Source organism: Pseudomonas sp. NPDC090592 (assembly GCF_044769185.1).
GTDB lineage: Bacteria > Pseudomonadota > Gammaproteobacteria > Pseudomonadales > Pseudomonadaceae > Aquipseudomonas.
The window spans coordinates 61688-85534 of record NZ_JBIVXJ010000008.1; the positions used below are offsets into that span (position 1 = coordinate 61688).

General features: G+C 63.0%; 20 protein-coding genes and 1 riboswitch. Of the genes, 9 read left to right on the forward strand and 11 right to left on the reverse strand.

Annotation, left to right across the window (positions count from 1 at the left end; genetic code table 11):
* Positions 1–115: 115 nt before the first annotated feature.
* The 3 genes from ACIQUI_RS08925 to ACIQUI_RS08935 all read left to right on the forward strand — a co-directional run bounded on the left by ACIQUI_RS08925 (position 116) and on the right by ACIQUI_RS08935 (position 3416).
* Positions 116–1978, forward strand: coding sequence for a flavin monoamine oxidase family protein (locus ACIQUI_RS08925; protein ID WP_403197243.1), 1863 nt, complete (start codon positions 116–118; stop codon positions 1976–1978).
* A 273-nt stretch (positions 1979–2251) separates the two neighbouring features.
* A complete protein-coding gene (locus ACIQUI_RS08930; protein ID WP_403197244.1) occupies positions 2252–2803 on the forward strand; it encodes a cytochrome b in 552 nt (183 codons plus the stop codon).
* Positions 2804–2837: 34 nt separating this feature from the next.
* Complete coding sequence (locus ACIQUI_RS08935; protein WP_403197247.1) at positions 2838–3416, forward strand: YceI family protein; 579 nt, start codon at positions 2838–2840, stop codon at positions 3414–3416.
* A gap of 173 nt (positions 3417–3589) precedes the next feature.
* Here ACIQUI_RS08935 and ACIQUI_RS08940 read toward each other — a convergent pair whose 3' ends face one another.
* The 5 genes from ACIQUI_RS08940 to ahcY form a co-directional block, all read right to left on the reverse strand.
* Positions 3590–5479 carry a DEAD/DEAH box helicase gene (locus ACIQUI_RS08940; protein ID WP_403197249.1) on the reverse strand — a complete coding sequence of 630 codons (1890 nt, stop codon included), beginning with the start codon at positions 5477–5479 and terminating at the stop codon, positions 3590–3592.
* Between the two features lie 218 nt (positions 5480–5697).
* Complete coding sequence (locus tag ACIQUI_RS08945; RefSeq protein WP_403197251.1) at positions 5698–6486, reverse strand: substrate-binding periplasmic protein; 789 nt, start codon at positions 6484–6486, stop codon at positions 5698–5700.
* Positions 6487–6671: 185 nt separating this feature from the next.
* Positions 6672–7748 (reverse strand): hypothetical protein, encoded by a 1077-nt coding sequence (locus ACIQUI_RS08950; protein WP_403197254.1) that lies wholly within the window; start codon positions 7746–7748, stop codon positions 6672–6674.
* 93 nt (positions 7749–7841) lie between these two features.
* Entirely contained in the window at positions 7842–8687 is an 846-nt protein-coding gene (metF, locus tag ACIQUI_RS08955; protein WP_403197257.1) for a methylenetetrahydrofolate reductase [NAD(P)H], read from the reverse strand.
* A 168-nt stretch (positions 8688–8855) separates the two neighbouring features.
* Positions 8856–10265, reverse strand: a complete 1410-nt coding sequence (gene ahcY / locus ACIQUI_RS08960; protein ID WP_172228723.1) for an adenosylhomocysteinase — start codon at positions 10263–10265, stop codon at positions 8856–8858.
* Positions 10266–10285: 20 nt separating this feature from the next.
* Positions 10286–10382, reverse strand: a riboswitch (S-adenosyl-L-homocysteine riboswitch).
* Between the two features lie 178 nt (positions 10383–10560).
* Between ahcY and ACIQUI_RS08965 the strand changes: the two genes are divergently transcribed.
* Positions 10561–10962, forward strand: a complete 402-nt coding sequence (locus ACIQUI_RS08965; protein WP_012274534.1) for an acyl-CoA thioesterase — start codon at positions 10561–10563, stop codon at positions 10960–10962.
* A gap of 77 nt (positions 10963–11039) precedes the next feature.
* On the opposite strand, the gene ACIQUI_RS08970 is transcribed toward ACIQUI_RS08965, so the two are convergent.
* Positions 11040–12278 carry a cation:proton antiporter gene (locus ACIQUI_RS08970; RefSeq protein WP_403197262.1) on the reverse strand — a complete coding sequence of 413 codons (1239 nt, stop codon included), beginning with the start codon at positions 12276–12278 and terminating at the stop codon, positions 11040–11042.
* Positions 12279–12561: 283 nt separating this feature from the next.
* Here ACIQUI_RS08970 and ACIQUI_RS08975 point away from each other — a divergent pair, with 283 nt between their 5' ends.
* Entirely contained in the window at positions 12562–13395 is an 834-nt protein-coding gene (locus ACIQUI_RS08975) for an EamA family transporter (RefSeq protein WP_403197264.1), read from the forward strand.
* 27 nt (positions 13396–13422) lie between these two features.
* Positions 13423–13809, forward strand: coding sequence for an MAPEG family protein (locus ACIQUI_RS08980; RefSeq protein ID WP_403197267.1), 387 nt, complete (start codon positions 13423–13425; stop codon positions 13807–13809).
* Positions 13810–13921: 112 nt separating this feature from the next.
* Here the strand turns inward: ACIQUI_RS08980 and ACIQUI_RS08985 are convergent, their stop codons facing one another.
* Positions 13922–15073, reverse strand: coding sequence for a murein transglycosylase A (locus ACIQUI_RS08985; protein WP_403197270.1), 1152 nt, complete (start codon positions 15071–15073; stop codon positions 13922–13924).
* Positions 15074–15192: 119 nt separating this feature from the next.
* Here ACIQUI_RS08985 and ACIQUI_RS08990 point away from each other — a divergent pair, with 119 nt between their 5' ends.
* Positions 15193–15639, forward strand: a complete 447-nt coding sequence (locus tag ACIQUI_RS08990; protein WP_403197273.1) for a c-type cytochrome — start codon at positions 15193–15195, stop codon at positions 15637–15639.
* Positions 15640–15814: 175 nt separating this feature from the next.
* Here ACIQUI_RS08990 and ACIQUI_RS08995 read toward each other — a convergent pair whose 3' ends face one another.
* The 4 genes from ACIQUI_RS08995 to ACIQUI_RS09010 form a co-directional block, all read right to left on the reverse strand.
* Positions 15815–16207, reverse strand: coding sequence for a DUF1090 domain-containing protein (locus ACIQUI_RS08995; protein WP_403197276.1), 393 nt, complete (start codon positions 16205–16207; stop codon positions 15815–15817).
* Between the two features lie 132 nt (positions 16208–16339).
* The gene (gene ligB / locus ACIQUI_RS09000) at positions 16340–18040 is read right to left on the reverse strand and encodes an NAD-dependent DNA ligase LigB (protein ID WP_403197278.1); all 1701 of its coding nucleotides are present in this window, start codon (positions 18038–18040) and stop codon (positions 16340–16342) included.
* A gap of 144 nt (positions 18041–18184) precedes the next feature.
* Positions 18185–19375 (reverse strand): methionine adenosyltransferase, encoded by a 1191-nt coding sequence (gene metK / locus ACIQUI_RS09005; protein ID WP_016489516.1) that lies wholly within the window; start codon positions 19373–19375, stop codon positions 18185–18187.
* A gap of 18 nt (positions 19376–19393) precedes the next feature.
* A complete protein-coding gene (locus ACIQUI_RS09010; RefSeq protein WP_403197281.1) occupies positions 19394–20386 on the reverse strand; it encodes an ArsR/SmtB family transcription factor in 993 nt (330 codons plus the stop codon).
* 250 nt (positions 20387–20636) lie between these two features.
* Between ACIQUI_RS09010 and tkt the strand changes: the two genes are divergently transcribed.
* A complete protein-coding gene (gene tkt / locus ACIQUI_RS09015) occupies positions 20637–22634 on the forward strand; it encodes a transketolase (protein WP_403197284.1) in 1998 nt (665 codons plus the stop codon).
* A 151-nt stretch (positions 22635–22785) separates the two neighbouring features.
* Entirely contained in the window at positions 22786–23847 is a 1062-nt protein-coding gene (gene epd, locus ACIQUI_RS09020) for an erythrose-4-phosphate dehydrogenase (protein WP_403197287.1), read from the forward strand.

A 23847-nucleotide genomic window follows, 5' to 3' on the forward strand; every position in this document is an offset into this window, starting at 1 on the left:
CTTGATGTCACTGCGCTGGCAGGGTTGGCGGAGGTGACGTATTCTTAACGCATCTCTCTCGGGGGCATTCCTGCCTCTCCCCGCTTCTGTAACCTCTGACTCGGAGTTCGCCGACATGGCTGCTGCTTGGGTGCGCCTGTGCGCGTTGGTATTGATTGGTGTGTCCAGCGGCGCCGCGCTGGCCAAGGACAAGACACCTTCGGCAATCGTGGTAGGTGGCGGCCTGGCGGGCCTGACGGCAGCCTACGAGTTGCAGGGCAAAGGCTGGCAGGTAACCCTGCTGGAGGCCAAGCCGGGCATGGGCGGTCGGTCGGGGCTGGCGACCAGCGAGTGGATCGGCAACGCCAAGGCGCAGCCGGTGCTCAACCAGTACCTGGACCGTTTCAAGCTTGAAACATTGCCGGCGCCGGAGTTTGTGCGTACCCCCGGGTACCTGATCGACGGCGAGTACTTCAGCGCCTCCGACCTGGCTACCAAACAGCCTGCTACCGCCGAAGCGCTCAAGCGCTACGAAAAAACCCTCGACGACCTGGCCCGTTCGATCGATGACCCGCTGAACCCGCAAGCTACCAGCACGCTGTTCGCCCTCGACCAGATCAACGTCGCCACCTGGCTGGACAAACTGCAACTGCCGGCCACGGCGCGTCAGCTGGTCAACCAGCAGATTCGAACCCGCTACGATGAGCCGTCGCGCCTTTCGTTGCTCTATTTTGCCCAGCAGAACCGCGTGTACCGTGGGGTCAGCGACCGTGACCTGCGTGCCGCGCGCCTGCCTGGCGGCAGCCCGGTGCTGGCCCAGGCCTTTGTCAAACAGCTGAAAACCATCAAGACCAGCTCGCCGGTTACCTCCATCGTTCAGGACAAGGATGGGGTAACGGTGAAAGTCGGCGGCGTGGGCTACCAGGCCGATTACCTGGTCATGGCCGTGCCGCTGCGCGCCCTGGCCAAGATCCAGATGACCCCGGGCCTGGACAACCAGCACCTGGCGGCGCTCAAGGGCACCAACTACGGCTGGCGCGACCAGCTGATGCTCAAGTTCAAGAAGCCTGTGTGGGAAAGCCGTGCGCGCATGTCGGGCGAAATCTTCAGTAACGCCGGCCTCGGCATGCTGTGGATCGAACCGGCACTCAAGGGCGGCGCCAACGTGGTGATCAACCTGTCCGGCGACAACGCCCGCCTGCTGCAGACCTTTGGTGACAAGCAGATGGTCGACCAGGTGCTGATCCGCCTGCATGCGTTCTACCCACAAGCCCGTGGTGCCTTCACCGGTTACGAGGTCAAGCGTTACAGCGTTGACGCCAGCACCGGTGGCGCCTACCTGGCCTACGGGCCGGGGCAGATCAGCAAATACTGGCGCCTGTGGGAGCGCCCGGTGCAACGTATCACCTTTGCCGGTGAGCACACCGACGCCCTGTACCCGGGTACTCTGGAAGGCGCCCTGCGCAGTGGCCAGCGTGCGGCCAGCCAGGTACAGGACCTGTTGGCCGGCAAGTCGTTCGACCCGGCCAAGGCCGCGCCGGTTGCAGCGGCAGCGGCGGCCGGTGCAGTGGCTGCCAAGCAGAGCAAGGGCGGGTTCTTCTCCAACATGTTTGGTGGTTCTTCCGACAAGGCCGACAAGGCGCCGGTGAAAGAGGAGCCGAAGAAGGTCGAAGAGGCCGAGCAGGACAAGCCGGGCTTCTTCAAGCGCCTGTTTGGCGGGGCGGACAAACCTGAAGTAAAAGCCGAGTCGATTGCCAAGGCCGAGGAAGTGGCGCCGGTAGCAGCGCCTGCACCTGCTCCACAAGCCGCCCCTGCCCCGGTTGCGCCTGCACCTGTGGTCAAGGAAGCGGCGGCCAAGCCTGCGGCAACCAAGGCCGCCCCGGCCAAGCATGTGCCGGCGCACAAGCCAGCGCACAAGCCGGCCGAGACCAAGAAGGCGACCGCCAAGTCCGAGCCGGCCAAAAAGCCCGTGGCCAATACCCAGGCCAAGGCGGGTTGATGTATTGACTGTGCCGTCCTCTTCGCGGGCACGCCCGCTCCCACAGGTTTCGCGCAGGTTCGAAGGCCTGCTCAGCACATGTGGGAGCGGGCTTGCCCGCGAAGAGGCCGGCACTGGTAACCTCTGTTTCCCCGGCTATCGTTAATGTTTCCTTAATGGGAAGCTTACAGAATACATATCGGATTTCTCGATAATCCGAAGCAATTTTTTCCGCTTTTCTTCGATACGTTACGCGTTAGTCTGTGCACAGCTTTCACGGGGAATCACGCCAACATGCAACTGCGCAACTCACCTTCTCGCTACGGCGTGGTCAGCATCGTCCTGCACTGGGGCGTGGCGCTGGCAGTCTTCGGCTTGTTCGGCCTGGGCCTGTGGATGGTCGGCCTCGACTACTACAGCCCTTGGCGCAAATCTGGCCCGGACCTGCACAAGAGCATCGGCCTGGTGCTGCTGGCGGTAATGTTGCTGCGGGTCGTCTGGCGGTTCATCAGCCCGCCGCCACCGGCACCGGCCAACCATGGCGCCTTCACCCGCATGGCGGCCAAGCTCGGCCATCTGGCGCTTTACGCAGGGCTGTTTGCCGTGATGGGCGCCGGTTACCTGATTTCAACCGCTGACGGCGTCGGCATCCCGGTGTTCGGCCTGTTCGAAGTGCCGGCCCTGATCAGCGACCTGCCCGACCAGGCAGATGTGGCTGGCGTGATTCATCTGTGGCTGGCCTGGGGCCTGGTAATTTTTGCCGTATTGCATGCCTTGGCGGCACTCAAGCACCATTTCATCGACCGTGACGCGACCCTGACCCGCATGTTGGGCCGCAAAGCTTGACTCTCAACCTCAATTGAATAGGAAGGATATAAGGATGTTGAAAAAGACTTTTGCCGCTCTGGCGCTCGGTACCGCTCTGCTTTCCGCCGGCCAGGCCATGGCGGCCGAGTACAAGATCGACAAGGAAGGCCAGCACGCGTTCGTCGACTGGAAAATCAGCCACCTGGGCTACAGCTTCATCCACGGTACCTTCAAGGACTTCGACGGCAACTTCACCTGGGACAGCGCCAAGCCTGAAGCCAGCAAGATCAATGTCGACCTGAAAACTGCCAGCCTGTGGTCGAACCACGCCGAGCGTGACAAGCACATCGCCAGCGCCGACTTCCTGGACGTGAAGAAATACCCGGATGCCAAATTCGTTTCTACCGCCGTCAAATCGACTGGCGAGAAGACTGCGGACGTGACCGGCGACCTGACCATGCACGGCGTGACCAAGGCGGTCACCTTCAAGGCGACCTTCAACGGTGAAGGCAAGGACCCATGGGGCGGCGAGCGCGCCGGCTTCAATGCCACCACCACGCTGAACCTGAACGACTTCGGCATCAAGGGCCCAGGCCCGACTTCGCAGACTCTTGACCTGGATATCAGTGTTGAGGGTGTGAAGCAGAAGTAAGCATTGCTTTGGCAATAAAAAAACGCCGCCCATTGGGCGGCGTTTTTGTTTCCCTTTGAGGGCCCTATCGCCGGCAAGCCGGGCTCCCACAGGAATATCACAGGCCCTGAGGGCAGTGATTTCCTGTGGGAGCTGGCTTGCCGGCGATAGGGCCGGCACAGGCTGCCCCAGGCTTAGCCTTTTCGGGTCAACAAGGCCGGGCGTTCGCCGCGTGGACGGCTTGGCAGGTCATCCAGTTGCTCTGGTGTCGGGAAACGGTCCAGTTTGGATTCCTTGCGGATGATCACCGGTTGCTTTTCCGGCTGGCGTGGGTTGCGCACGGCCGGCTCTTGCCGGGCTGCATCGTCACGGGCCGGGCGGCCACGGCCAGCGCCGCCGCCATCACGACGGGCACCGCCGCCGTTGTTAGCGCGAGGCTGGCGTTTTTCGCCGCCACCGCCGCTACGCTGCTGGCCGCCATTGCGGGCCTGGCCCTGGCCACCGGCATTGCTGCGCTGGCCGTTACCTTGGCTTTGGCCAGCACCACCACCTGGGCGACGATTGCGGCCCTGGTTCTTGCCTTGGTACGGGCTGACATAGTCGGCACGGTTACCAAAGTTGTCTACGTCGTCATCCAGGAACTCTTCCGGGTCACGGTCGGCGGCTACTTTCGGCGCGCTGCTGCCGGCCTGCTGTTGCGGCTGGCGCGGCTTCTTGTCACGCGGCTTGCGCGGCTGCTGTTGCCTTTCGCCGGTCTTTTCCTTGTCGGCCGGCTTGTCTGCAGCCTGCTGCTTGGCCTTGCCCTTATCCTTGCCTTTGTCCTTGCGGCCACCGTTGCTGTCTTTACCGCCTTCGCCACGGGCCTGCTGGTTGCGACCGCCACGGCCGTTGTTCTGCGGGCGCTCGCGTACTTCAGGCTTCTCGGCTTCCACCTGGCTGGCGTCAAAGCCCATCAGGTCGCCGTCGGCGATCTTCTGCCGGGTTACCCGTTCGATGCTCTTGAGCAACTTCTCTTCATCCGGTGCGACCAGCGAAATGGCCTCACCCGAACGACCGGCACGGCCGGTACGGCCGATGCGGTGCACGTAGTCTTCCTCGACATTCGGCAGCTCGAAGTTGACCACGTGGGGCAGCTGGTCGATGTCCAGGCCGCGGGCGGCGATGTCGGTGGCGACCAGTACGCGCACAGTGTTGGCCTTGAAGTCGGCCAAGGCTTTTGTACGGGCGTTCTGGCTCTTGTTGCCGTGAATCGCGGCGGCAGTCAGGCCTTGCTTTTCCAGGTACTCGGCCAGGCGGTTGGCGCCGTGCTTGGTGCGGGTGAACACCAGCACCTGCTCCCAGGCACCCAGGGTGATCAGGTGTGCCAGCAGGGCGCGCTTGTGGCTGGCAGGCAGGCGATACACGCGCTGCTCGATACGCTCGACGGTGGTGTTTGGCGGCGTGACTTCGATACGCTCCGGGTTGTGCAGGAGCTTGTCGGCGAGGTCGGTGATGTCCTTGGAGAAGGTGGCCGAGAACAGCAGGTTCTGGCGCTTGGCCGGCAGGCGGGCCAGTACTTTCTTGACGTCGTGGATGAAGCCCATGTCGAGCATGCGGTCGGCTTCGTCGAGCACCAGGATTTCCACGTGGGCCAGGTCAACCTTGCCTTGGCCGGCCAGGTCGAGCAGGCGCCCAGGGCAGGCAACCAGCACGTCAACGCCCTTGGCAATGGCCTGCACCTGCGGGTTCATGCCTACGCCGCCGAAAATGCAGGCGCTGACCAGTGGCAGGTCGCGGGCATAGACCTTGAAGCTGTCATGCACCTGGGCTGCCAGCTCACGGGTCGGGGTCAGGACCAGCACGCGCGGTTGGCGCGGGCCGTGACGCTGCGACTTGTCGGGGTGGCCGGCGGGGAACAGGCGCTCGAGAATCGGCAGGGCGAAGCCGCCGGTTTTACCAGTACCTGTCTGTGCGGCAACCATCAGGTCGCGGCCTTGCAACACGGCGGGAATAGCCCGCTGTTGCACGGGGGTCGGCTGGGTATAGCCCGCAGCCTCGATAGCGCGGACAAGAGCCTCGGAGAGACCGAGGGAAGCAAAGGACATGGGCGATCCTGTTCTCGTGTGGGCTGGGCCCGTTGGGATGTTCTGCCTGGCGCGACGGGCATCGGTGGGATGCGATCGCGTCCGGTCCAGCTGGGCTTTCACTGCACATCCGGGAAACGGAGGGTGGACGCGAAGGGGCGTCGGTGCCGATCGGGATGCCTGTTGCGAGGCCGAGCGTCCGGGCGTGAGCCGGGCGGGAAGGCCCGAGTATAACAGAGCTATCGCGCTGTGCTGCTTTCCTGCTGCTCAACGGCATTGAGAATGTTTCCGATGTCGCCTGTGTAGCTCTGGTTGATGTCGGCGAAGGCGCGTTCCTGCTTGAAGCGCTGCAGTTCTTCGGCAAAGGCCAGCGCCAGTGCCTCGCGCCCGGGTTTGCGTACCAGCCCCAGGTATTGCTCCTGGCGGTTGATCACCAGTGGCAGTTGCTCGATCTGCTGCGCCAGGCCCAGTTGCCGGAGCAGGTGGTGGCCCACCTTGCGGTCGGTGATTGCCAGGTCGATACGGCCCAGCAGCAACTTGCCGAAGTTGGCTTCCTGGGTTGGTGCGGCCTCGCGACGAAAATACGTCGCCTCGTTGAACGCGGCGCCATAGGCGTAACCGGGGGAGGTGCCTACCGTGAGCCCGGCCAGGTCGTCAGGCCCGGTCACGGCATGGCGGCGTGCGCGGGCCTGGAACAGCACGAACTCGATTTGCGACAAGGGCTCGGGCGCGTAAACCAGGTAGGCGCGCCGGGATTCGGTCTGGAAGATGTCCAGAATGCCGTCGGCCAAGCCTTGCTCGATCATGGCCAGGCAGCGTTTCCACGGCAGGAACTGCCATTCCACCTCGACACCAAGGCGCTTGAACACCTCGGTGGTCACTTCGTAGTCGATGCCGTGGGGCGTGCCATCTTGCTGATAAATATAGGGCGCCCAGTCATCGGAGACCAGGCGCAAGCGCTCGCCCAAGGCCAACGGGCTCAGGCAGGCGAGCAGCAGGATGCAGAACAGTCGGGCGACGAGTGGCATGGCCGGAGATTACGCGCTCGGCCGGAGCAAGGCCAGTGGGCCTGATATTCAAAGCGGCCGCGATCCTTGTGGGAGCGGGCATGCCCGCGAACACCGGCGCAGCCGGTGCCATGCACCGCGTCGTCTGTTTCGCGGGCATGCCCGCTCGCACAGGGATTGTGCAAGGCTATGGGGTTGCTGGCGCATCAGCCTTGCGAGGTTCTCAGCAGATGTGTCTCGACTTCCTTGCGCCGCTCACCCAGCGACAAGCGCAGCCCTGGGTGGCGCAAGCACTGGCGCAGTTGCTCGGGCCGCATCTGGCCGTAGCGGGCATTGAGGTTTTCCAGCGCCTTGTCCCACCAGGCGGCTGCGCAGGCTCGGTCGAACTCGTTAGTGTAGGGGTAGCAGCCATACAGCAGTTCGCGAGCGAACTGGCGTTCGTGGCTGGGCAGGGTCAGGCTCAGTGCCTTGTAGCCCAGGCGGTGCAGGGCCGGTGGCCGGGGTAGCTGGTCGTTGACCAGCTGGACGTCCGCCAGCGCCGCCGGGCTTAGCGGGTCGTGGCCATGCTTGCCCAGCCAGGCCTGGATCTTGGCGCGAAATTGCGCCTTGCGGCTCCAGTAGTGGTGGATGACATCGGTGCACTCGGCCACCTCCAGCCTGCGGTAAGCCGCCACTGCCAGGCAGAATTCTTCCAGCGTGTAGGCCTCGCGCGCCAGCGGATAGAACTCGTCCATCATGGCGATGGAGCGGTCCAGGGTGTCGGCGTCTTCGGCCATGAGGCCGATCACTCCAGAGTTGAGCAGAGGCATCTGGCAGTCGGCCTGGCTCCGCGCTTGCAGGATGGCCAGCAGGTTCTTGTACAGCAGGCACTTCTGGTTGGCGCCGTAGCGCGGGCCGATGGCGTTGCACAGCAGCTTGCCTGGCGCCACGCGGCTGAACAGCTGCAGTGGCGATGAGCGGAAGAAGGTGTCGGTGTCGATCAGCACTGCCAGCGGGTGCTGTTGCAACACCTGGCGCAACAGCACGTGTTTGCTGCGAAAGTGGTAACCGTGAGGCGCATTCCATGCCTGGCGCGTGGCTTCGTCCAGCAAGTGGACGCTGACGGGCAGTTTGGCATAGGGCTGCGGGTTGTCGGTGTACACCTGGATGTCCATGGCGTCGCCTGCCGCCGTGCCGAGATGAGCAAGGGCGCTGACGATGCTGAAGCAGGCTTCCTGGTGGTAGGTTGCCGGGCCAAAAGCCAGGTAGACAAGCTGTGGGCGCGATGGCTGGGGATGCTGCATGGCTGGCAAGACCTGTGTAACCCATAAATGAATAAGGCTTCAGTCTATGACCAAAGCCTTAATCATTTCTTAAGCAGACTTTGCCAAAAAGTTTCAGCGCGGCAGCTTCAGGTTATTCCAGATCGCCAGGCTCGCCTCGGCCTGGTTCAGGGTGTAGAAGTGCAGGCCTGGCGCGCCGCCTTGCAGCAGCTGTTCGCACATGCGGGTGATCACTTCTTCGCCGAAGGCCTGGATGCTGGCGGTATCGTCGGCATAGGCTTCCAGTTGCTTGCGGATCCAGCGCGGGATCTCGGCGCCACAGGCGTCGGAGAAGCGTGCCAGTTTGCTGTAGTTGGTGATCGGCATGATGCCGGGCACTACCGGGATGTCCACGCCCAGCTTCTGTGCGCGCTCGACAAAGTAGAAGTAGCTGTCGGCGTTGAAGAAGTACTGGGTGATGGCGCTGTCGGCACCGGCTTTGACCTTGTGCACGAAATTGGCCAGGTCGGCCTCGAAGTTGCGCGCCTGTGGGTGCATTTCCGGGTAGGCGGCCACCTCCAGGTGGAAGTGATCAGCGGTTTCCTGGCGGATGAACTCGACCAGGTCGCTGGCGTAGCGCAGCTCGCCACTGGCCATGCCCATGCCGGATGGCAGGTCGCCACGCAGGGCGACGATGCGTTTGATGCCCGCAGCCTTGTACTCGGCCAGCAGGGCGCGCAGGTCGTCTTTGGAGTCGCCCACGCACGACAGGTGCGGCGCGGCAGGTACCTTCACTTCGCTTTCCAGCTGCAGCACGGTGTTCAGCGTGCGGTCGCGGGTGGAGCCGCCTGCGCCGTAGGTGCAGGAGAAGAAGTCCGGGTTGTAGGTGGCCAGCTGCCGGGCAACGCCCATCAGCTTTTCATGACCGGCGTCGGTCTTGGTCGGGAAGAACTCGAAACTGTAGCGGCGTTCTTGTGACATCAGGCGTTCCTCCTAGCAGCAAGTTTCAAGCTTCAAGCTGCAAGTAAAAGCCAGATCGGTGATGGCCGATCTGGCTTGGGCATCATTCAAGATTCCTGCAGGCTTGAGCTACAAGCGGCAACGGCACGGTCTGCCCTTGCTTGCCGCTTGAAGCTTCAAGCTTGCCGCTTAGTAACGGTAGGCGTGCGGCTTGAACGGGCCTTCGACGGTCACGCCGATGTAGTCGGCTTGCTGCTTGGTCAGCTGGGTGACCACGCCGCCGAAGCCGCGGACCATTTCCAGGGCCACTTCTTCGTCGAGTTTCTTCGGCAGCACTTCAACGGTCAGGCGCTCGGCTTTCTTCTCGGCCGACAGGTCGGCGAACTTCTGCTCGAACAGGAAGATCTGCGCCAGTACCTGGTTGGCGAACGAACCGTCCATGATGCGGCTTGGGTGGCCAGTGGCGTTACCCAGGTTGACCAGGCGGCCTTCGGCCAGCAGGATCAGGTAGTCGTCGTTCTGCGGGTCGAAGCTGCCAGCGCCGGTGCGGTGGATCTTGTGCACCTGCGGCTTGACCTCTTCCCAGGCCCAGTTCTTGCGCATGAAGGCAGTGTCGATCTCGTTGTCGAAGTGGCCGATGTTGCAGACCACGGCACGCTTTTTCAGCGCCTTGAGCATGTTGGCGTCGCAGACGTTGACGTTACCGGTGGTGGTCACGATCAGGTCGATCTTGCCCAGCAGGGCCTTGTCGATGCTGGCCTCGGTGCCGTCGTTGATGCCGTCGATGAACGGCGAAACCAGCTCGAAGCCATCCATGCAGGCTTGCATGGCGCAGATCGGGTCCACTTCGGTGACCTTCACGATCATGCCTTCCTGGCGCAGGGACTGGGCCGAACCCTTGCCCACGTCGCCGTAGCCGATCACCAGGGCCTGCTTGCCCGACAGCAGGTGGTCGGTACCGCGCTTGATGGCGTCGTTCAGGCTGTGACGGCAGCCGTACTTGTTGTCGTTCTTGCTCTTGGTAACCGAATCGTTGACGTTGATGGCCGGCACTTTCAGCTCGCCCTTGGCCAGCATGTCCAGCAGGCGGTGCACGCCAGTGGTGGTCTCTTCGGTCACACCGTGCACGCGGTCCAGTACCTGTGGGTACTTCTTGTGCAGCAGTTCGGTCAGGTCGCCACCGTCGTCGAGGATCATGTTGGCGTCCCATGGCTGGCCATCTTTCAGGATGGTCTGCTCCAGGCACCACTCGTACTCTTCTTCGGTTTCACCTTTCCAGGCGAATACCGGGATGCCGGCGGCGGCGATGGACGCGGCGGCCTGGTCCTGGGTGGAGAAGATGTTACAGGACGACCAGCGTACTTCGGCACCCAGGGCAACCAGGGTTTCGATCAGCACGGCAGTCTGGATGGTCATGTGAATGCAGCCCAGGATCTTCGCACCCTTGAGCGGTTGCTCGGTCAGGTACTTGCGACGCAGGCCCATCAGCGCAGGCATTTCCGATTCGGCAATGATGGTTTCGCGACGGCCCCAGGCGGCCAGGGAGATGTCGGCGACTTTGAAATCGGTAAAACCAGCAGGCATGTTTGCAGCGCTCATGAGAGCCTCCATTCGTAGTGTGCGAATGGGCGCCGTTGTGCGTTAAGCGCCCGCGAGAGCGAGCAACGCCCCACCCGAGCCTGACAGGCCTAGCCTGCTGCAGCGCCCCTCGGACAGGTGGCGGGCATGGCACCGCTGTGGGCAGCCATGTGAAACGGCGCAGATTATAGCCGCCCCCGCCAGCTTGCCCAAGGTTTTCTGTCGATTAATCGCGACGATAGTCGATGTTCAATGGAGCGATGGCGGCCGCTCTGCCATCATTGCCCTACGTTAGCCAAGCAGGTCAGGAGTACAGATGAACTTTCACACCCGCAAGTGGGTTAAACCCGAAGACCTCAACCCCAATGGCACCCTGTTCGGTGGCAGCCTGTTGCGCTGGATCGACGAGGAGGCGGCGATCTACGCCATCGTCCAGCTGGGCAACCAGCGCGTGGTGACCAAGTACATGTCGGAAATCAACTTCGTCAGCGCGTCGCGTCAGGGCGACATTATCGAACTGGGCATCACCGCCACCGAGTTCGGCCGCACCTCGATCACCCTCAAGTGCGAAGTGCGCAACAAGATCACCCGCAAGAGCATTCTGACGGTCGACAAGATGGTGTTCGTCAACCTGGGTGAAGACGGCTTGCCGGCGGCGCACGGGCGCACCGAGATCAAGTATGTGCAGGACCAGTTCCCGGATTCTGCGGTGGAATAAGAAGCTGCAAGCCTTAAGCTGCAAGCTACAAGAAAAAGCAGACCGCACGCGGTTCGCTTGCAGCTTGCAGCTTGCAGCTACTGAGGCTGGTCACTAACCTTGCGCACCACTCGCCCAATGCTCAACCCCTGCACCAGGATCGACGACAGCACCACGATGTAGGTGATCGACAGCAGCAGGTCACGCTCCTCGCCCAGTGGCAGCGACAGCGCCAGGGCTACCGATACCCCGCCACGCAAGCCACCCCAGGTCAGTACCCGCACCGTGCCTTTGGGCACCGGGCGCCAGCGGCGCAGCAGCACGATGGCCGGTGCCACGGTCAGCAGCCTCGACAGCAGCACCGCCAGTGCCAGTACCCCGCCGGCCGCCAGGTGCATCCAGTTGAACGGCAGCAGCAACAGTTCCAGGCCGATCAGCGCGAACAGCAGGGCGTTGAGCATGTCATCGATCAACTCCCAGAAACCGTCCATGTAGCGACGGGTCATGTCGTTCATCGCCAGGTTACGCCCCAGGTTACCGATGATCAGGCCGGCCACCACCATGGCGATCGGCGCCGAGACGTGCAGCTCGTAGCACATGGCCGAGCCACCGATGACCAGTGCCAGGGTCAGCATGACTTCCACCTGATACTGCTCGACGCTCTTGATCATGCGGTAAGTGGCGTAGCCGATCAGGCCGCCGAATACCACACCGCCGATGGCCTCGCGGGCAAACAGGATCGCCGTGTCGGTCATGCTCGGCGTTTCCCCCAGCTGGATGATGCCCAGCAACACGGTGAACACCACCACCGCGGTGCCGTCGTTGAACAACGACTCGCCGACGATGGTGGTTTTCAGCGGTTTGGAGGCATTGGCGGTACGCAGCGCGCCCAGCACGGCAATCGGGTCGGTGGGCGAGATCAGTGCACCGAACAGCAGGCAGTAGATCAGCGGCACCTGCCAGCCGAACATGGCGAATACCCAATGCGACAGGTAGCCGATGACCACGGTGGCGATCAGTACGCCAATCGTCGCGAGCAAGCCTATCGGCCATCGATAACTGCGCAAATCGCTGAGGTTCACGTGCAAGGCGCCGGCAAACAGCAGGAACGCCAGCATCCAGTGCATCAGCAGGTCGTTGAAATCGATCTGGTTCATCAGGCCTTCGACGCGTGCTTCCAGGCCAGGGAAGCCAATCAGGCTCAGGCCTTGCAGCATCAGCGAGAACAACAACGCCGTGACCATCACGCCGATGGCGGGGGGCAGGCCGATGAAGCGGTAATTGACGTAGGTAAGGAGGGTGGTGAGGCAGATAAACGCGGCAACTAATTCAAGCATCCCAAATCCTGTAAGAGTGGCTTCCAAGTCGTTACCCGAATGACTCGGGCAGTTCTTTGATGACCTGGCGCGGGGTTCGGGACACAGGGTTTGACCGGATTAGCCAAAATCGTTCCCGTAAACTGGCTGCACTGGGTCCCCTGTGGGAGCGGGCGCGCCCGCGAACACCGGCAAAGCCGGTGCCATACACCGAGTCGCTTTCTTCGCGGGCGTGCCCGCTCCCACAGAGCCCCCCTGCGCGCTGTATATTCACAGCCATAAAAAGCCAAAAGGATAAGAAGGCGTGTTGGCAACATCCCTGGTGCTGGTCGCCGCCCTGCTGCATGCGACCTGGAATACCCTGATCAAATTCAGCGCAGAACGGCTGCTGGTGATCGCCAGCATGGACACGGTGGCACTGGCCTTCGCGGTGGTGGCCGTTCCCTTTGTCGAAGTCCCGCCTGCCACTATCTGGCCTTGGCTGTTGGCCTCGGCGCTCGCCGAGCAGCTGTACCGCTACCTGCTGATCCAGGCGTATCGCGTGGGCGACCTGGGGTTGGTCTATCCTCTGATGCGCGGGCTGTCGCCATTGGTGGTGCTGGGGTTGACCCTGGCCTTTGCCGGGGAGTCGCTGAGCCAGCAGCAGATCGTCGGCATCCTGCTGATCCCCTGTGGCATGGCCTGCCTGCTGTGGCAGGGCGGTGGCGGCGACCGGTTGCCCTGGTCGATGCTGCCGGTGGTCGCCCTGATCGGCTTGTGCATTGGCTGCTACACCTGGTTTGACGGCCAGGCCGTGCGCTTGTGGGGCAAGCCCTGGGACTACCTGGTGTGGCTGACCTTGCTCAGTGCCTGGCAATTCCCGCTGCTGGCCAGTGTGGCGCGGCGAGCACCGTTCGTGCTGTTCTGGCGAACCCAATGGCGCCTGGGGCTGGCGGTAGGCTTCTGCGTATTGTTCAGTTATGCCCTGGTGTTGTGGGCCATGCATCTGGGGTCAGTGGCCGAGGCGGCAGCGTTGCGCGAACTGAGTGTGATCCTTGTGGTGCTGTTCGGCATGCGCTACCTCAAAGAACCTTTTGGCGGGCCGAGACTCCTAGCTTGCGGGCTGGTCCTGGCAGGCATGCTGGTGATGAAGCTCTAACCCATTTTCGAACAAGGAGTCCTGCGCATGACCGTTGCCCTGTGGTGCATTTTGATCGCGCTGCTGTTGAACCCGCTTTGTGCCTTGATCGCCAAGCTCAGCAGCGGCCGCTTCGGCCTGAAGGACAATCATGACCCGCGGGCATTTCTTGATACCTTGTCGGGCTTGCCAAGGCGTGCGCATGCTGCGCAGCAGAACGGCTACGAAGCGTTTCCGGCGTTCGCCGCCGCGGTGCTGGTGGCGGATATCGTCGGCAATGCCGAGCAGGTGACGCAGGATGTTCTGGGGGTGATGTACATCACCAGCCGGCTGCTTTACATCATCTGCTACCTGGCCGATTGGGCCGCCCTGCGCTCGCTGGTGTGGTTTGCCGGGTTGGCGCTGATCGTGTCGCTCTTTGTGGTTTCCATCTGAAACCGAGTCGCCTGCTTCGCGGGCTTGCCCGCTCCCACAGGTACAAACGCAGCATTCAAGGGCTGTGGTGTACCTGTGGGAGCGGGCGAGCCCGCGAAGAATCCAGCGCCGATCAAGGCACTTTAGGCACTTCAGGCAGTGGCTGGCCCTTGGGCCACAGCATCCAGATTTGCCCTTGCTGCTTCATGTTCCCTGCCAGTTCGCCGGCCTCCGGCCCGGTACCCCAGAACAGGTCGGCACGCACTTCACCGGCAATCGCCCCGCCAGTGTCCTGCGCCCCCACCGGGCGCACCACGGGCGAGCCGTCCGGGCGGGTTGTGGACAGCCACAACAGGCTGCCCAGCGGAATCACCTTGCGGTCTATCGCCACACTGTAGCCAGCGGTAAGCGGCACGTTCAGCGACCCGCGCGGGCCTTCGTTGCTGTCTGGGCGGGTGCTGAAAAACACGTAGCTGGGGTTGCTGGCCAGCAGCTCCGGCACGCGCTGCGGGTTGGCCTCGGCCCAGGCATGAATGGCACCCATGCTCACTTCTTCTTTTTTCAGCTGGCCCTGCTCCACCAGCCAGCGCCCGATTGGCCGGTAAGGGTGGCCGTTCTGGTCGGCATAGCCCAGGCGCAGTTGCCGGCCATCCTCCAGCTGGACGCGGCCAGAACCCTGGATTTGCAGGAACTGCAGGTCCATCGGGTCGGTCAGCCAGGCCAGCACCGGGGCCTTGACGCCGTTACGATTGATCACCTCGGCAGTGTCATAAGGCTTGAGCACTCGGCCATCGAGACGACCGCGCAGGCGTTTGCCTTTCAACTCGGGGTACACGCTGGCCAGATCGACCACGATCATGTCTTCAGGGGGGCCATAAACCGCCACATGGTTGGTCGCCGACTGCTTCAGGCTGCCGGGATAGACCGGTTCGTAGTAACCGGTAATCAGGCCGTTGGCATTGTTCTCGGCAGAGCGCAGGCCGTACACCGCCAGGTTCTGCTCCAGGAAGGTACGCACCTGGGCGGCACTCGCCGTGGCGCTGCCGGCCGCTTCGCAAGTGGCGGCCCAGACGGGGTCCCGCTTGAGCTTCTCGCAGCCACTGCGCCAGGCGTAGAAACCGGCCAGCAGGTCTTCATCGCTGACTGCCGGCAGGTCTTTCCAGGTGGCCGGGGCGTAGGTGGCGATGGCGTGGGGTTCGGGCTTGGCGTTCTCGCCGCCATTGCAACCGGCCAGCAAGGCCAGTACCGGCAGTGTCCAGGCCAGGTGGCGCAGGGCAGATTTCATGAGTGTGTTCCTGTCATGGGCGAACATGAAGATTCGCCCCTGTAATTTATGTGGCTATTGGTCTTTGGCGCTTGGGCAGCGATACTGGCCGCCCATTTGCGTAGGCCGAAGTGAGCGTGATGTTGAAGCGATTGACCGTTGTTCTGCTGGCAGCACTGGCGCTGGGGGGGTGTGACCGGGTTGACCCGAACTCGCCGCTGGGCAAGCGCAAGGTGATCTTCAAGGACATGCTCAAGACCAGCGAAGACCTGGGCGGCATGCTGCGTGGCCGGTTGCCGTTCGACGGAGTGAAATTTGCCGACGGTGCACTGAAACTGGACGGCCTGGCACATCAGCCCTGGCAGCACTTTCCACAGGTACGCGATGGCGGGGACAGCGCTGCGCGCGCAGAGGTATGGGAGCGCCAGGCACGCTTTCATGACCTGGCCCGGCAACTGGAGGGCGTTACCGGTGACCTGGTCGGTGTAACCCGTAGCCAGCCACTGGATATCGCGCAGTTGAAAGGGCCGATGGACAAGGTGGAAGCAGCGTGCAAGGCCTGTCATACCGAGTTTCGTAATCACTGAGCACTTCATCGCTATCACAGGCCAGCACGTAACCACTTGATTGGCAGCGAACCTGTGGGAGCGGGCTTGCCCGCGAACACCGGCGAAGCCGGTGCCATACATCGCGTCGGCTTCTTCGCGGGCAAGCCCGCTCCCACAGGGTCAGGCGGTGGTTGATCAAGCGCTGTTCGTAATGTCAGCGGTCCAGGTCGTCCACCGCTTCCTGCAATTCCTTACGCGATTCGGCCAGCTTGTCCTTGCGCTTGTTGATCTTCTCGGCGTCGCCTTTCTTCTCGGCTTTTTTCAAGTCCTTTTCCCGCTGAGCCACTTCGTGACGTGCGTCGAGCACCTTTTGTTCACGCTCTTTACGCAGGCTTGCATCGGTGCAGTTGTCCACTCCCCGCAGTGCTTCTTCCAGCCCTGCTACCTGGTCGCTGTTGCCGTGGTCGCGGGCAATCTGCAGCTGGTTTTCGATGGCGCTGCGCTTGGCGGCGCAACCGGTCAGGCCTTGGTCCGGCTGGGCTGCTTGCACGGCACCCGCAGCCAGACCCAGTGATGCGAGCAGGAAAAGAGTCGAAATACGTTTCATGAAAAGCCTCCTGAACGGGGCGGGGCAGCAAAAGTTGGGGGAAATCCTGCCTTGGTTTTGCCCATTTAGGAACCCTTGGTGAAGTTTTCCGGCCGAATCTCGGGTTTTTCCTGCAAGTAAATTGGTAAAAAATCATTGCTCAATGGGCTGACGCGTGGCGAGGAAGCCTTCAATGCCGGTTTCCGCCAACTGTTCGGCAATTGCTTGTACCTCTGCGGCCGCGAAAAAATCCACAAGTTGACGCGAGCGTTTTGCGCCGATGCCGGGCACGGCCTGCCATTGCTCGGCACTGCGTGCGGCCAGCTCTGGCCAGTCGCCCGTCAGTTGCAGCTGTTTGCTGATGGGCGCGCCAATACCGCGTAGCCATTGCTCAAAGGGGCGTGAGCGGGCTTTGTCGAAACTGCCCAGCAATTGCGCTGCCGTGATGTCGCTTATGCCGGGTACTTTCAGCAGGCGCCCGGCATCGAGATGCAGCCAGTCGGTCATCGACGTTACCAGGCCGGCTTCGACCAGCCGCCGCCATGTGCCCGCCCCGGTGCGCGGCAAGGCCAGCCCCTGTTTGCCGCCAAGCCAGGTGAGCCGGGCAATGAACTGTTCCTCACAGCCCGCGCTGGCTTGCCAGCAGCTGTGGGCATGATGCTGGTCGGGTGCGGGCGCGGCCAGTTGATGGCGCTGCACCGCGCGGTGCACGACGTGCTCGAGGCGCGGAATGGTCAACCCGGCAAGGCTGATGGCAACCTGGTCGCCGGGGCCAATGTCCAGGGCCTTCCAGCGCGCCAGCGAGCCAAGGCTTACCTGGGTAATGCGCCGGTCATCGAGCGTAACCGGCTGTACGTGCACAATGGGCGTGACCCTGCCGGTGCGGCCAACCCGAAAGCGCACGTCGCGTACTTCGGCCAAGGCTTGCACATAGGGGTATTTCCAGGCCGCGATCCAGTACGGTGCCTTGGCCTGCCAGCGCTCGGCTGGCGGCCGGGCCCCTTGGCGCAGGATCACGCCGTCGCTGGCGAAGGGCAGGGGCGAGCGGTACCAGTGCTCACGCCAGTGGGCAGCATCCTCCGCCGTGTCGATCGCAATGCTGTAATGCAGGCTATCCGGAAAACCCAGTTGTGCCAGCTGTGCGAGGCGTTCGGTCTGTTGGTCGGGGCCCTGCGGCCAGCCCCACACGAACAGGCCGATGGCGCTTGCTTGCCCGACGGTGAGTCGCTTGCGTGCCAGCAGCCCAGCCACGGTGCCGCGAGCGTTGGCGCTGCCTGCCTGGGCTTGCACATGCTGGTCCTGACGCAGGTAAAGCTCACCCTGCAATTGCAGGTCGATTGCCTGAGGCAATGTTCGGGTGATGCTGCCGAGTTGGGGGATGTGTCGGCTCCAGTCGTGGCCTTGCACGCCGTCGCCACGGCTTATCAGTTGTACCAGGTGGCCCTGCCGATAGATCAGCGAAACAGCAACGCCGTCGACTTTGGGTTGCACCCATATTCCTGTCTTGCCGGCCATCCACCGTTGCACCGCCTGGCGATCAGGCAGTTTTTCGACCCCGGTGTGCGGCACCGGGTGAGCGAGCGGGCCGCCAGCGTTGGCCAAGGGAGACGCGCTGGCCGCCAGACCAAAGCATTGCCGAAGCTGGCCCAGGCGCTGGCGGCTCTGGTCGTACAGTTCGTCGGCCACCAGCGCGATACCCTGGCGATGGTAATGGTCATCCCAGCGGGCAAGGGTGGCGCGCAGTTGTGCGACTTCGGCATCGACCTGCGCTGGCGTCCAGTCGGGGCACTGTTGTGCCCAGGCCAATGGCGCCCGCAGCAACAGCAGCAGCGTGAACAGCAGTGGGTAAAGCATGGCCAGCATCCTTGCGTGGCGGGTGGGAACACCCATCCTAGGCAGGTTCGCAGGTGCTTGCCGCCGCGCGATTGTCAGCCGATATGTCACAAAAAAGCCCCTGCCGATAACTCGGCAGGGGCTTTCGCCTGGTGCTGTAGGAAACTACAGGCCGGCAGCGTCACGCAGCGACTGGGCGCGGTCGGTGCGCTCCCAGGTGAAGGTGGTGAAGGTGTCGTCGCCGACAGTCTTCTGCTGCGGCTCACGGCCGAAGTGGCCGTAGGCGGCAGTTTCCTGGTACATCGGGTGCAGCAGATCGAGCATGGTGGTGATGGCGTACGGACGCAGGTCGAAGCACTCGCGCACCAGCTGGATGATCTTGTCGTCGGAAACCTTGCCGGTGCCGAAGGTGTTGATCGAGATGGAGGTCGGCTGGGCCACGCCAATGGCGTAGGACACCTGGATCTCGCAGCGTTCGGCCAGGCCGGCGGCAACGATGTTCTTGGCCACGTAGCGGCCGGCGTAGGCAGCGGAACGGTCGACCTTGGACGGGTCCTTGCCGGAGAACGCGCCACCGCCGTGGCGGGCCATGCCGCCGTAGGAGTCGACGATGATCTTGCGCCCGGTCAGGCCGCAGTCACCCACCGGGCCACCGATGATGAAGTTGCCGGTCGGGTTGATGTGGTACTGGGTACCTTTGTGCAGCAACTCGGCAGGCAGGGTGTGCTTGACGATCAGTTCCATCACGGCTTCTTGCAGGTCTTTCTGCGAAACCTCAGGGTTGTGCTGGGTCGACAGCACAACGGCGTCGATACCGACTACCTTGCCGTTTTCGTAGCGGCAGGTGACCTGCGACTTGGCATCCGGGCGCAGCCATGGCAGCAGGCCGGACTTGCGCGCTTCGGCCTGGCGCTCGACCAGGCGGTGCGAGAAGCAGATCGGCGCCGGCATCAGCACTTCGGTTTCGTTGCTGGCATAGCCGAACATCAGACCCTGGTCACCGGCGCCCTGGTCTTCCGGCTTGGAGCGGTCCACGCCCTGGGCGATGTCCACCGACTGCTTGCCGATGATGTTCATCACGGCGCAGGTGGCGCCGTCGAAGCCGACGTCGGAGCTGTTGTAGCCGATGTCGATGATGACCTTGCGCACCAGGTCTTCCAGGTCGACCCAGGCCGAAGTGGTGACTTCGCCGGCGATGATGGCGACACCGGTCTTGACCAGGGTTTCGCAGGCTACGCGGGCGTATTTGTCCTGGGCGATGATGGCATCAAGGACGGCGTCCGAAATCTGGTCGGCGATCTTGTCCGGATGCCCTTCGGACACGGACTCGGAGGTGAAAAGGGAGTATTCGCTCATCTCGAAGGTTCCTGAAATTTACCGATGGTGTATGTCGCCAGCCGTCCGCTGGAAATGGCGGACCTGGATCTGGAAACCGTTACGCAAGCCTACGTACAGGCTGTCCGCATGGGCCAGCCCGGCAGCGTTGGCCCAGCGGGCCAGGTCGTCCTGTTCAAAGCCAAGCCACAGGTCGCCGCAGGCATCCCGCGCCCACCCCTGGTCATGGCTGCACAATTCGGTGACCAGCAGGCTGCCACCTGCTTTCACCCGCTTGGCCAGCTGGCGCAAGGCCAGGGCCGGGTCGCTGAAATGGTGCAGCACCATGTTCAGCACTACGCAGTCGGCGGCCACATCCGTTGCACCCAGTGCATCAGCCAACTGCAGGTGGACGTTGTCGAGCCCTTCGCGCTGGCACACCTGGCGCGCCAGCTCGAGCATGGTCGGGCTGTTGTCCAGGGCGGTTACCTGAGCAAAGCGCCGGGCCAGGTCGGGCAGGAAACCGCCGTCACCGGGGCCGACCTCCAGGGCGCTGGCGGCCGGGTCGAAATGCAGCTTGTCGAGCAGCGCCAGCAGGCTTTCGCGGTACTGCGGCAGGCCGGCGATCAGGTCTTGCTGGGCGCGAAACTTCTCTTCCACGCGCAGGAAGAAGTCCTGGCTGGTGGCGGCGCGGCGCTGCTGTACCTGGGCTATGCGTGCCTGCACGGCGGGCGGCAGGGCCAAATCGTCGACTTCTTCAAGCAACGCCGCATGCAGCCGGCCACCCAGGCGCAGGCTGTCAGGCAGGGCACGGCGGTAGAAGATGGCGTTGCCTTCGCGGCGGGTGGCTACCAGTTCGGCCTGGGCGAGCACCTTCAGGTGGTGGCTCATGCCCGACTGGCCGATGTCGAAGATCTGCGCCAGTTCCAGCACGCCGAACGAGTCGTTGGCCAGGGCGCGCAATACGTTCAGGCGCAGCGCGTCGCCACTGGCCTTGCACAGGGCGGCCAATGCTTCGCGTTGCTCGGGGATCGATTGCGCACGGAGGTTCATGGGCCGGCAGTCTAGACAGGCATCAGTGCCCTAGCAAGGCCAATATCAAAAAGTTTTGATATTGGCGATGAGCTGCAAGCCGAAAGCTTCTAGCTACAAGCTTTAGAGCGGTCCGCGTCGGGCTCTGCCCTTTACTTGCAGCTTAAAGCTTGCCGCTTGGCGCTTAAATGTTTGCCCCAAGCCCCCCCAGTGGGCGAAAATGGTCGCCTTTTTCGTGTCACCACCTATTCAAGCCCCCAGGAGATCAGCGATGCCCAGCCGTCGTGAACGTGCCAACGCCATTCGTGCCCTCAGCATGGATGCCGTGCAAAAGGCCAACAGCGGCCACCCAGGTGCCCCCATGGGCATGGCGGATATCGCCGAAGTGCTTTGGCGCGACTATCTGAAGCACAACCCGAGCAACCCGAGCTTCGCCGACCGTGACCGCTTCGTGCTGTCCAACGGCCACGGCTCGATGCTGATCTACTCGCTGCTGCACCTGACCGGCTACGACGTCACCATCGATGACCTCAAGTCGTTCCGCCAGCTGCACAGCCGTACCCCGGGCCACCCGGAGTTTGGCTATACCCCGGGCGTAGAGACCACCACCGGTCCGTTGGGCCAGGGCCTGGCCAACGCCGTGGGCTTTGCCCTGGCTGAAAAAGTGCTGGGCGCCCAGTTCAACCGTGAAGGCCACAACGTCGTCGACCACAACACCTACGTGTTCCTGGGCGACGGCTGCATGATGGAAGGCATCTCCCACGAAGTCGCTTCGCTGGCCGGTACCCTGGGCCTGAACAAGCTGGTTGCCTTCTATGACGACAACGGCATCTCCATCGACGGTGAAGTGGAAGGCTGGTTCACCGACGACACGCCGAAGCGTTTCGAGTCCTACAACTGGCTGGTGATCCGCAACGTCAATGGCCACGACGCCGACGAGATTCGTACCGCCATCGAGACCGCCCGCAAGAGCGACCGTCCGACCCTGATCTGCTGCAAGACCATCATCGGTTTCGGCTCGCCAAACAAGCAGGGCAAGGAAGACTGCCACGGCGCGCCACTGGGCAACGACGAGATCGCCCTGGCCCGCAAGGAACTGAACTGGAACCACGGTCCGTTCGAAGTCCCTGCCGATATCTATGCCGAGTGGGATGCCAAGCAGGCCGGTGCCAAGGCCGAAGCTGAATGGAACACGCGTTTCGACGCCTATGCCGCAGCCTTCCCGGAACTGGCCAGCGAGCTCAAGCGCCGCCTGAGCGGTGAGCTGCCAGCCGACTTCGCGGAAAAAGCCGCTGCCTATATTGCAGAAGTCGCTGCCAAGGGCGAGACCATTGCCAGCCGCAAGGCCAGCCAGAACACCCTGAACGCGTTCGGCCCGCTGCTGCCGGAACTGCTGGGTGGCTCGGCCGACCTGGCCGGCTCCAACCTGACCCTGTGGAAAGGTTGCAAGGGCGTCAGCCATGAAGATGCCAATGGCAACTACATGTACTACGGCGTGCGCGAGTTCGGCATGACCGCCATCATGAACGGCGTTGCCCTGCACGGTGGCCTGGTGCCTTACGGCGCGACCTTCCTGATGTTCATGGAATACGCCCGCAACGCCGTGCGCATGTCCGCACTGATGAAGCAGCGCGTGATCCACGTCTACACCCACGACTCCATCGGCCTGGGCGAAGACGGCCCGACTCACCAGCCGATCGAGCAGCTGGCCAGCCTGCGCAGCACGCCGAACCTGGACACCTGGCGCCCGGCCGACGCGGTGGAATCCGCGGTGTCCTGGAAGCACGCCCTGGAGCGCAAGGACGGCCCGTCGGCGCTGATCTTCTCGCGCCAGAACCTGCAACACCAGGACCGCGACGCCCAGCAGATCGCCGATATCGCCCGTGGCGGTTACGTGCTCAAGGACTGCGCTGGCGAGCCTGAGCTGATCCTGATTGCCACCGGTTCCGAAGTGGGCCTGGCTGTTCAGGCCTTCGACAAACTGACCGAGCAAGGCCGCAAGGTACGTATCGTGTCGATGCCGAGCACCAGCGTGTTCGACGCCCAGGACGCTGCCTACAAGCAGTCGGTACTGCCGCTGGAAGTGGGTGCGCGCATCGCCATCGAAGCTGCCCACGCCGACTTCTGGTACAAGTACGTCGGCCTGGAAGGCCGTATCATCGGCATGACCACCTACGGTGAGTCGGCGCCGGCTTCGGCACTGTTCGAAGAATTCGGCTTCACCCTGGAGAACATCCTCGGTACTGCCGAAGAGCTGCTGGAAGACTGATGTAAAGATCTGCGGGCGGTGTCGCCTGCATTCGCGGGCAAGCCCGCTCCCACAGGGGTCGTATGTATCCCTGTGGGAGCGGGCTTGCCCGCGAATGCCTCACCGCAAATCCCGCAGGCTGACGAATATAAAATTGTCTCGTGAGCCCCGAATGCCCCACCTGCGTCCCTACAAAGTTGCACTCAACGGTTATGGCCGTATCGGCCGCTGTGTCCTGCGCGCGCTGTTTGAGCGGGGGGCCAGGGCCGGTTTCGAGATCGTCGCGCTGAACGACCTGGCCGACCAGGCCAGCCTGGAATACCTGACCCGCTTCGACTCCACCCACGGGCGTTTCCCCGGTGAGGTGAAGGTCGACGGTGATTGCCTGCATATCAATGGCGACTGCGTGAAGGTAATGCGCAGTGCCACCCCTGAAGGCATCGACTGGGCCGCGCTGGGCATCGATCTGGTGCTGGAGTGTTCCGGTGCCTATAACACCCGTGCCGATGGCCAACGCTTTCTCGATGCCGGCGCACCGCGCGTGCTGTTCTCGCAGCCGATGGCCAGTGAGGCCGATGTCGATGCCACGGTGGTCTACGGCATCAACCAGGGTTGCCTGACCGGCAGCGAGCGCCTGGTGTCCAACGCCTCGTGTACCACCAACTGCGGCGTGCCGCTGCTGCGTGTGCTGGACCAGGCGTTCGGCATCGAATACGTGCAGATCACCACCATTCACTCGGCGATGAACGACCAGCCGGTGATCGACGCCTATCACCACGAAGACCTGCGCCGCACGCGCTCGGCCTTCCAGTCGGTGATCCCGGTGTCCACTGGTCTTGCGCGTGGCATCGAGCGCCTGCTCCCGGAACTTGCCGGGCGAATCCAGGCCAAAGCGGTACGTGTGCCTACCGTCAACGTCTCGTGCCTGGACATCACCCTGCAGACCGCCCGCGACACCAGCGCGGCCGAGGTCAACCGGGTATTGCGCGAGGCGGCGCTGGACGGCCCGCTGAAAGGCTTGCTGGCCTACACCGAGCTGCCGCACGCCAGCTGTGATTTCAACCATGACCCGCATTCGGCCATCGTCGATGCCAGCCAGACCCGTGTTTCCGGCCCCCGCCTGGTGAACCTGCTGGCCTGGTTCGACAACGAATGGGGTTTTGCCAACCGTATGCTCGACGTTGCCGAACACTTTCTGCACGTCGTTCACCCAACCCGCAACAAACAGCCCTGA

What these genes read in the sequence shown, in the direction of transcription:
- ACIQUI_RS08950 (WP_403197254.1), bottom strand. Translation starts at nt 7,748, where the DNA reads ATGCAGCATCCCCAGCCATCGCGCCCACAGCTTGTCTACCTGGCTTTT.
- ligB (WP_403197278.1), bottom strand. Translation starts at nt 18,040, where the DNA reads ATGCTTTACCCACTGCTGTTCACGCTGCTGCTGTTGCTGCGGGCGCCA.
- metK (WP_016489516.1), bottom strand. Translation starts at nt 19,375, where the DNA reads ATGAGCGAATACTCCCTTTTCACCTCCGAGTCCGTGTCCGAAGGGCAT.
- ACIQUI_RS08980 (WP_403197267.1), top strand. Translation starts at nt 13,423, where the DNA reads ATGACCGTTGCCCTGTGGTGCATTTTGATCGCGCTGCTGTTGAACCCG.
- ACIQUI_RS09010 (WP_403197281.1), bottom strand. Translation starts at nt 20,386, where the DNA reads ATGAACCTCCGTGCGCAATCGATCCCCGAGCAACGCGAAGCATTGGCC.
- ACIQUI_RS08940 (WP_403197249.1), bottom strand. Translation starts at nt 5,479, where the DNA reads ATGTCCTTTGCTTCCCTCGGTCTCTCCGAGGCTCTTGTCCGCGCTATC.
- epd (WP_403197287.1), top strand. Translation starts at nt 22,786, where the DNA reads ATGCCCCACCTGCGTCCCTACAAAGTTGCACTCAACGGTTATGGCCGT.
- ACIQUI_RS08970 (WP_403197262.1), bottom strand. Translation starts at nt 12,278, where the DNA reads ATGCTTGAATTAGTTGCCGCGTTTATCTGCCTCACCACCCTCCTTACC.
- tkt (WP_403197284.1), top strand. Translation starts at nt 20,637, where the DNA reads ATGCCCAGCCGTCGTGAACGTGCCAACGCCATTCGTGCCCTCAGCATG.
- ACIQUI_RS08935 (WP_403197247.1), top strand. Translation starts at nt 2,838, where the DNA reads ATGTTGAAAAAGACTTTTGCCGCTCTGGCGCTCGGTACCGCTCTGCTT.
- ACIQUI_RS08925 (WP_403197243.1), top strand. Translation starts at nt 116, where the DNA reads ATGGCTGCTGCTTGGGTGCGCCTGTGCGCGTTGGTATTGATTGGTGTG.
- ACIQUI_RS08930 (WP_403197244.1), top strand. Translation starts at nt 2,252, where the DNA reads ATGCAACTGCGCAACTCACCTTCTCGCTACGGCGTGGTCAGCATCGTC.
- ahcY (WP_172228723.1), bottom strand. Translation starts at nt 10,265, where the DNA reads ATGAGCGCTGCAAACATGCCTGCTGGTTTTACCGATTTCAAAGTCGCC.
- ACIQUI_RS08985 (WP_403197270.1), bottom strand. Translation starts at nt 15,073, where the DNA reads ATGAAATCTGCCCTGCGCCACCTGGCCTGGACACTGCCGGTACTGGCC.
- ACIQUI_RS08965 (WP_012274534.1), top strand. Translation starts at nt 10,561, where the DNA reads ATGAACTTTCACACCCGCAAGTGGGTTAAACCCGAAGACCTCAACCCC.
- ACIQUI_RS08990 (WP_403197273.1), top strand. Translation starts at nt 15,193, where the DNA reads ATGTTGAAGCGATTGACCGTTGTTCTGCTGGCAGCACTGGCGCTGGGG.
- ACIQUI_RS08945 (WP_403197251.1), bottom strand. Translation starts at nt 6,486, where the DNA reads ATGCCACTCGTCGCCCGACTGTTCTGCATCCTGCTGCTCGCCTGCCTG.
- metF (WP_403197257.1), bottom strand. Translation starts at nt 8,687, where the DNA reads ATGTCACAAGAACGCCGCTACAGTTTCGAGTTCTTCCCGACCAAGACC.
- ACIQUI_RS08995 (WP_403197276.1), bottom strand. Translation starts at nt 16,207, where the DNA reads ATGAAACGTATTTCGACTCTTTTCCTGCTCGCATCACTGGGTCTGGCT.